This is a genomic window from Exiguobacterium sp. s48 (assembly GCF_018617395.1).
GTDB lineage: Bacteria > Bacillota > Bacilli > Exiguobacteriales > Exiguobacteriaceae > Exiguobacterium.
On the sequence record NZ_JACSKC010000008.1, the window covers coordinates 12524 to 18284 of the forward strand.

Annotated in this window: 8 protein-coding genes, 1 tRNA gene and 1 other RNA gene; 7 read left to right on the forward strand and 3 right to left on the reverse strand. The window is 45.0% G+C overall.

What is annotated here, in order from left to right; all coding sequences use genetic code 11:
• Window positions 1-34 precede the first annotated feature (34 nt).
• Window positions 35-124: transfer RNA gene (locus tag KNO66_RS14665), tRNA-Ser, on the forward strand.
• Between the two features lie 120 nt (window positions 125-244).
• Here the strand turns inward: KNO66_RS14665 and KNO66_RS14670 are convergent.
• The gene (locus KNO66_RS14670; protein ID WP_012727758.1) at window positions 245-916 is read right to left on the reverse strand and encodes a deoxynucleoside kinase; all 672 of its coding nucleotides are present in this window, start codon (window positions 914-916) and stop codon (window positions 245-247) included.
• Entirely contained in the window at window positions 913-1548 is a 636-nt protein-coding gene (locus KNO66_RS14675) for a deoxynucleoside kinase (RefSeq protein ID WP_214743131.1), read from the reverse strand. Before KNO66_RS14675 ends, KNO66_RS14670 begins: the two co-directional genes overlap by 4 nt.
• A gap of 121 nt (window positions 1549-1669) precedes the next feature.
• Here KNO66_RS14675 and tadA point away from each other — a divergent pair, with 121 nt between their 5' ends.
• The 6 genes from tadA to KNO66_RS14705 all read left to right on the forward strand — a co-directional run bounded on the left by tadA (window position 1670) and on the right by KNO66_RS14705 (window position 5438).
• Window positions 1670-2170, forward strand: coding sequence for a tRNA adenosine(34) deaminase TadA (tadA, locus tag KNO66_RS14680; protein ID WP_214743132.1), 501 nt, complete (start codon window positions 1670-1672; stop codon window positions 2168-2170).
• A 53-nt stretch (window positions 2171-2223) separates the two neighbouring features.
• An RNA gene (ffs, locus tag KNO66_RS14685) (signal recognition particle sRNA large type) lies at window positions 2224-2491 on the forward strand.
• Window positions 2492-2586: 95 nt separating this feature from the next.
• A complete protein-coding gene (gene dnaX / locus KNO66_RS14690) occupies window positions 2587-4263 on the forward strand; it encodes a DNA polymerase III subunit gamma/tau (RefSeq protein WP_214743133.1) in 1677 nt (558 codons plus the stop codon).
• A 14-nt stretch (window positions 4264-4277) separates the two neighbouring features.
• The gene (locus tag KNO66_RS14695) at window positions 4278-4595 is read left to right on the forward strand and encodes a YbaB/EbfC family nucleoid-associated protein (protein ID WP_214743134.1); all 318 of its coding nucleotides are present in this window, start codon (window positions 4278-4280) and stop codon (window positions 4593-4595) included.
• A gap of 22 nt (window positions 4596-4617) precedes the next feature.
• Entirely contained in the window at window positions 4618-5217 is a 600-nt protein-coding gene (recR, locus tag KNO66_RS14700) for a recombination mediator RecR (RefSeq protein WP_214743135.1), read from the forward strand.
• Window positions 5214-5438, forward strand: a complete 225-nt coding sequence (locus KNO66_RS14705) for a YaaL family protein (protein ID WP_012727752.1) — start codon at window positions 5214-5216, stop codon at window positions 5436-5438. Before recR ends, KNO66_RS14705 begins: the two co-directional genes overlap by 4 nt.
• 125 nt (window positions 5439-5563) lie before the next feature.
• On the opposite strand, the gene KNO66_RS14710 is transcribed toward KNO66_RS14705, so the two are convergent.
• A partial coding sequence (locus KNO66_RS14710; protein WP_214743136.1) for a hypothetical protein occupies window positions 5564-5761 on the reverse strand: 198 nt, incomplete at its 5' end.

Below are 5761 nucleotides of genomic sequence, written 5' to 3' on the forward strand. Positions count from 1 at the left end.
CTCCACTTTCTTTTTTTTACACTTTTTTAGGCCTGGAGTTGTACCCAAGTCCGGCTGAAGGGGACGGACTCGAAATCCGTTAGGAGTCGCAAGGCTCGCGTGGGTTCGAATCCCACCAACTCCGCTTTCAATCGGGCATCTGCAGAGGCAGATGCATTTTTTGTATCCACAGACATATGCGCTGTGGATTTTTTTGTGCACAAAAAGAAGGATCACGCTGTCGTTGGCGCAATCCTTCTTTCGATTATCTCACTTTTGCTTCACGCGCAATCGTGAGTTGCTTTTCAATTTTCTCAAGAATGAGTTCGACTGAATCTGGGTCGTTGATGAGGTCGTACTCTTCGATCGAGAGACGTAATACCGGACACAGGTTGAAGTTGTTGATCCATTCTGTGTAGCGGGCGTACATCTCTTCCCAGTAGGCGATTGGTGTTTGCTGTTCCATCTCGCGACCACGCATCTGAATGCGTTCGAGTACTTGTTCGAACGAACCTTCAAGATAGATTAATAGATCTGGGTGCGGGAAGAATGGTGTCAATACCATTGCCTCGAACAAACTAGAGTACGTTTCATAGTCTGTTGGTGACATTGTCCCTTTTTCATAATGCATCTTAGCGAAGATGCCTGTATCTTCATAGATTGAACGGTCTTGGATAAACCCACCGCCGTATTGGAAGATTTTCTTTTGTTCTTTAAAACGTTCTGCTAGGAAGTAAATTTGAAGATGGAAGCTCCAACGCTCGAAATCATGATAAAATTTATCGAGGTAAGGGTTGGTATCTACTTTTTCGAGAGACGTTCGGAAATTTAATGCATCGGCTAACGAATTGGTGATCGTGGATTTTCCGATCCCAACCATTCCACCGATTGTAATGATCGTATCGTTCGGGATGTTATATTTATCAATCAGCTTCATTTTATTTGGGCTCCTTTAGTTAATTCTAATTCACGCTCAATCGTTTTCAGGACATGAGTCAAGTCGTCCGGATTTTGTACAAAGTCGAGTTCATCCCCGCTGAACGAGAGGATCTTCACTTCTGGATGGGCCGCGCGATACGATTCAACAAATGTCTCATAATCGTGAGCAAGTTGTTCGAGGTAATCACGAGACATATTCTCTTCGACTTCACGTCCACGCAAGGCGACTCGTTTCATTAAGGTCTCAATGCTGGCGTGTAAGTAAATGACGACATCAGGTTTCGGCATATCATGTGTCAAAATCTTATAAATCTGCTCGTACTTGTTCAAATGTGCTGGTTTCAGCGAGCGATGAGCAAAAATCAAGTTTTTGAAAATATGATAGTCCGAAACGACGGATTGTTGCTGACTCAAGTGGTGTTGATGAATATCATCTAGTTGCTTGAATCGATTGCACAAGAAGAACATTTCCGTTTGGAAACTCCATTCTTCGATATCTTCATAAAACTTGCCGAGAAATGGGTTCTCTTCTACAATTTCATTCAGCATCTGCATTGAGAAATGCTGACTGATGATATGGGCGAGTGATGTTTTCCCGACACCAATCGGTCCTTCTACCGTTATAAACATATGATGTCATCCTCCATTATCCAAAGTGCAAGTTCCATTCTAGCATACAATACGAGTGATATGACGAGGGATTTGATTTTCATTTTTTTTCATAGTTTCAAATAGGAAATGAGGTGAATGAATGGAACGCGATGAACGATTTATGCAGTTAGCCATCGTAGAAGCAAAGAAAGCAGAAGCCATCGGGGAGGTGCCGATCGGCTGTGTGATTGTAAAAGGAGACCAAGTGATTGCGACTGGGCACAATCGTCGTGAGACAGATCGATTGGCAGCGGCGCACGCCGAAATGATTGCGATCGAAACGGCCAATGAGACATTAGAGAATTGGCGATTAGAAGACTGCGAGCTATACGTTACCCTTGAACCGTGTCCGATGTGTGCGGGTGCGATTGTGTTATCTCGCGTGAAGCGTGTCATTTTTGGTGCCCATGATCCGAAAGGTGGATGTTGCGGGACGTTAATGAATTTGGTGCAGGATGATCGGTTCAATCACCAAGCAGAAGTGACGGAAAATGTTTTAGCAGAAGAATGTGGGCAACTCCTCACAGATTTCTTCCGGACGCTTCGAGAGAGGAAGAAACAAGAACGACTCAATCAGAGAGGTTGCAACCCAATCGATTAAACAGTATAATGTAATAGCACTCGAGATAGTGCTTAATTTCATTTACCCATTTGCCGTGCTAGGTGGGGAGGTAGCGGTGCCCTGTCACTCGCAATCCGCTGTAGCGAGACTGAATCCCGATTCGAGGGAGTGCGCTGGTGTGGTCTGCCTTATGTAAGTGGCGTTGACGTCTGAGTCCTGCGCAACGGTCACCCATGAACCAGGTCAGGTCCGGAAGGAAGCAGCCTTAAGTGGTGACGTACCGTGTGCCGCAGGGGTGCTTGGGCTGAGCAAACTGCATGAGTAACGCATGTTGACGTACTTTCAGAAATCGGTGCGCGGCAGATTTATTTTATAACTTCAATCTATGGCCCCAGGGCTGTAGATTTTTTTGTATGATGAGATAGAGAAGAACAAGTAAGGAAGGAGGCGAACTCATGGCGTATCAAGCGTTATATCGTGTATATAGACCTCAGTCGTTTCAGGAGGTCGTCGGTCAAGTCCATATCACACGTACGATTCAAAACGCTCTGTTAGAGGAGCGGATGTCACATGCGTACTTGTTTTCTGGTCCGCGTGGAACGGGGAAGACGAGTTTAGCGAAGATTATCGCTAAGGCAATCAACTGCGAAAGTGCGCCGACACGTGAACCATGTAACACCTGTCCGACGTGTATCGCTATCACGGAAGGGACAAGTCCCGACGTGTTTGAAATCGATGCCGCATCGAATAACGGAGTTGATGAAATTCGGGAGATTCGAGATAAAGTCAAATATCCGCCGTCCCAAGGACGTTACAAAGTATACATCATTGATGAAGTGCATATGTTATCGACTGGTGCATTCAACGCGTTGTTAAAGACGCTTGAAGAACCGCCGGCACATGCGATCTTCATATTAGCCACGACAGAGCCACATAAAATTCCGGCAACCATTATTTCTCGCTGTCAGCGATTTGATGTCAAACGACATGAAGTGAGTCAATTGCAAACGCGGATGGCCTATATTTTGAACGATCAAGACCATGACTACGACCCGGAAGCGTTGAAACTAATCGCACGTGCTGCCGATGGCGGGATGCGAGATGCCCTTAGCCTACTCGATCAGGCGCTCGCATTCAGTGATGGACGGTTGACGGAAGACGCGGTGTTAGAAGTCACGGGTGCCGTGACGGATGAAACATTGCTTGATATGGCGTATGGTCTCCAGCGGAAAGAATTAAATGCTATTTTGAGTACGCTTGAATTGATGTTACGTGAAGGAAAAGACTTGAAACGTTTCATTGAAGATTTAGTGTTCGTCCATCGGGACGCATTGCTTTTAAAAGCTTCTCCACAAGCTGCCGACCTATTAGAGCGTGCTCGACCGACGGATGAATTTCGTCAGTTTGTCGAAGCGACTTCGACGGACGAATTGTTCCAAGTGATTGAAGAGCTGAACGATTGTCAGCAACAGATGAGGTTGTCTAACCATCCTAAAGTGCTGGTCGAATTGACGTTCATCCGGATCGCAGAACAAGGTCGGACGATTAGTGAGCAAATGGTACAACTTCAAGATCAAGTACGCGAACTGAGTCGTGAATTAAGTGAAGTGAAGAAGAATGGTGTTGCTGTGACAGGTGGGGAAGTAGAAAAACCGAAGCCTGCCCCAAAGCGGACGCAAATCCGTGTGCCGAAAGAGCGAATTCGTCAACTCTTGCAACGTGCTGAACGCCAACATTTGAATGCGATTCGCGATAGCTGGGGAGACATCATGACGAATATTCGGATACAAGACGGTCCGATATTCGCGCTCTTCTATGAAAGTGAAGCTGTCCTTTGTGCAAGTGACACCTTACTGGTACAATTTAAAGATGGAATGACATGGCACTATGAACAAGTGAGTTCGAATGGTCGTACCCGTGATGTGATTGAACAGGCGTTATTCGAAGTGACGGGGATTCGTCGCGAAATCATGGCGGTGCTTGAGACAGATTGGAATGAACTGAAGAATGAGTTTATCCTTCAGAAACAAGCAGAACGAACGGAACGAGTCGAAGAACCGGAAACCGAGGATCCGCTTGTCGCGCAGGCGATGGAACGATTTGGCGATGTTGTTGAAATCGAAGAAACATAAGGGAGGCGCTCTGAATGCGTGGAATGGGAAACATGAACAATATGATGAAGCAGATGCAAAAGATGCAAAAAGACATGGCGAAAGCTCAAGAAGAATTGAAAGATTTATCGGTAGAAGGAACTGCAGGAGGCGGCATGGTGAAAGTTGTCGTCAGCGGTCATAAAGAAGTCTTAGACGTTATTATTGCTGAAGATGTTGTCGACCCAGACGATGTGGATATGTTACAAGATCTCGTTTTAGCAGCAATCAATGATGCGATGAAACAAGCGGATCAGCTTGTGAATGATAAGATGGGGCGTTTCACACAAGGGATGAACCTCCCAGGCTTTTAAGTGAAGAAAGGATCGATGCGAGTTGCAATACCCTGAAGCCATTGGACGATTGATTGAGAGTTTTACGAAGTTACCTGGGATTGGCCCGAAAACCGCGGTGCGCTTGGCATTCCATGTCTTAGATATGGAAGAAGATGATGTATTAACGTTTGCGAAGTCTCTCGTCAGTGCGAAACGTGACATAAAATACTGTACCGTCTGTGGACATATTACAGACGTGGATCCGTGCGCAATCTGCAAAGACTCGCATCGGGACGAGACAGTGGTTTGTGTGGTTCAAGACTCGAGAGATGTGATTGCTATGGAGAAGATGAGAGAGTATAGAGGGAAGTACCACGTTCTCCATGGAGCCATTAGTCCAATGGAAGGGATCGGTCCAGAGGATATTAACGTTTCAAGTTTGCTGACGCGCTTACAAGAGAATGAGTCGATTCAAGAAGTGATTTTAGCGACCAATCCGAACATTGAAGGAGAAGCGACTTCGATGTATTTATCGAGATTACTCAAGCCTACGGGGATTCGTGTGACGCGTCTCGCCCACGGTCTACCAGTCGGTGGAGATTTGGAGTATGCAGATGAAGTGACGTTGTCTCGAGCGATGGAAGGTAGAAGAGAGTTATGAAATGGTTTCGTAAGTCGTTAAGGGATGATTATGATCAACGACTACTTACTGAGTTATTAGAAGCGAAAGCTAAGTTTGAATCAAAACGTCGAATGCTTGAAGTGAGCATTGAAGATACGGGAGAGTTGGCTGCTCAGGTCAAACAAGCGGAAGCTCTCTATTTCTTTTATTTAAAAGAAGCGAAGAAGCGAAATGTGTCGTTATCATCTCTCCGCTCATAAGGCGATGCCTCTGGCTCGCCTTATTTTATTTTTAGCTCTATATAATGAAGGGAAAAATCAGATCAGCTGAATAAATAGTGGATTTATATATTTTTTAAATCTTTTTTTGAAAAAGGGTTGCATGGTTAAAGTTTTACTGATATATTAATAGACGTCGCCGAGATAAGCGACAAAGAAACAAAAAATATTTTTAAAAAGTGGTTGACCTTTTGTTCTCCACTTGGTAAGATATTTAAGTCGCCAAGAGCGGCAGACGAACTTTGAAAACTGAACGATGAGGCAAAAATAAGTTTTACAATTTTTGAATGAAGCGCAAGCTTCGT

Coding starts and splice junctions, on each gene's coding strand:
- KNO66_RS14670 (WP_012727758.1), bottom strand. CDS start 916: ATGAAGCTGATTGATAAATATAACATCCCGAACGATACGATCATTACA.
- KNO66_RS14675 (WP_214743131.1), bottom strand. CDS start 1,548: ATGTTTATAACGGTAGAAGGACCGATTGGTGTCGGGAAAACATCACTC.
- tadA (WP_214743132.1), top strand. CDS start 1,670: ATGGAACGCGATGAACGATTTATGCAGTTAGCCATCGTAGAAGCAAAG.
- dnaX (WP_214743133.1), top strand. CDS start 2,587: ATGGCGTATCAAGCGTTATATCGTGTATATAGACCTCAGTCGTTTCAG.
- KNO66_RS14695 (WP_214743134.1), top strand. CDS start 4,278: ATGCGTGGAATGGGAAACATGAACAATATGATGAAGCAGATGCAAAAG.
- KNO66_RS14705 (WP_012727752.1), top strand. CDS start 5,214: ATGAAATGGTTTCGTAAGTCGTTAAGGGATGATTATGATCAACGACTA.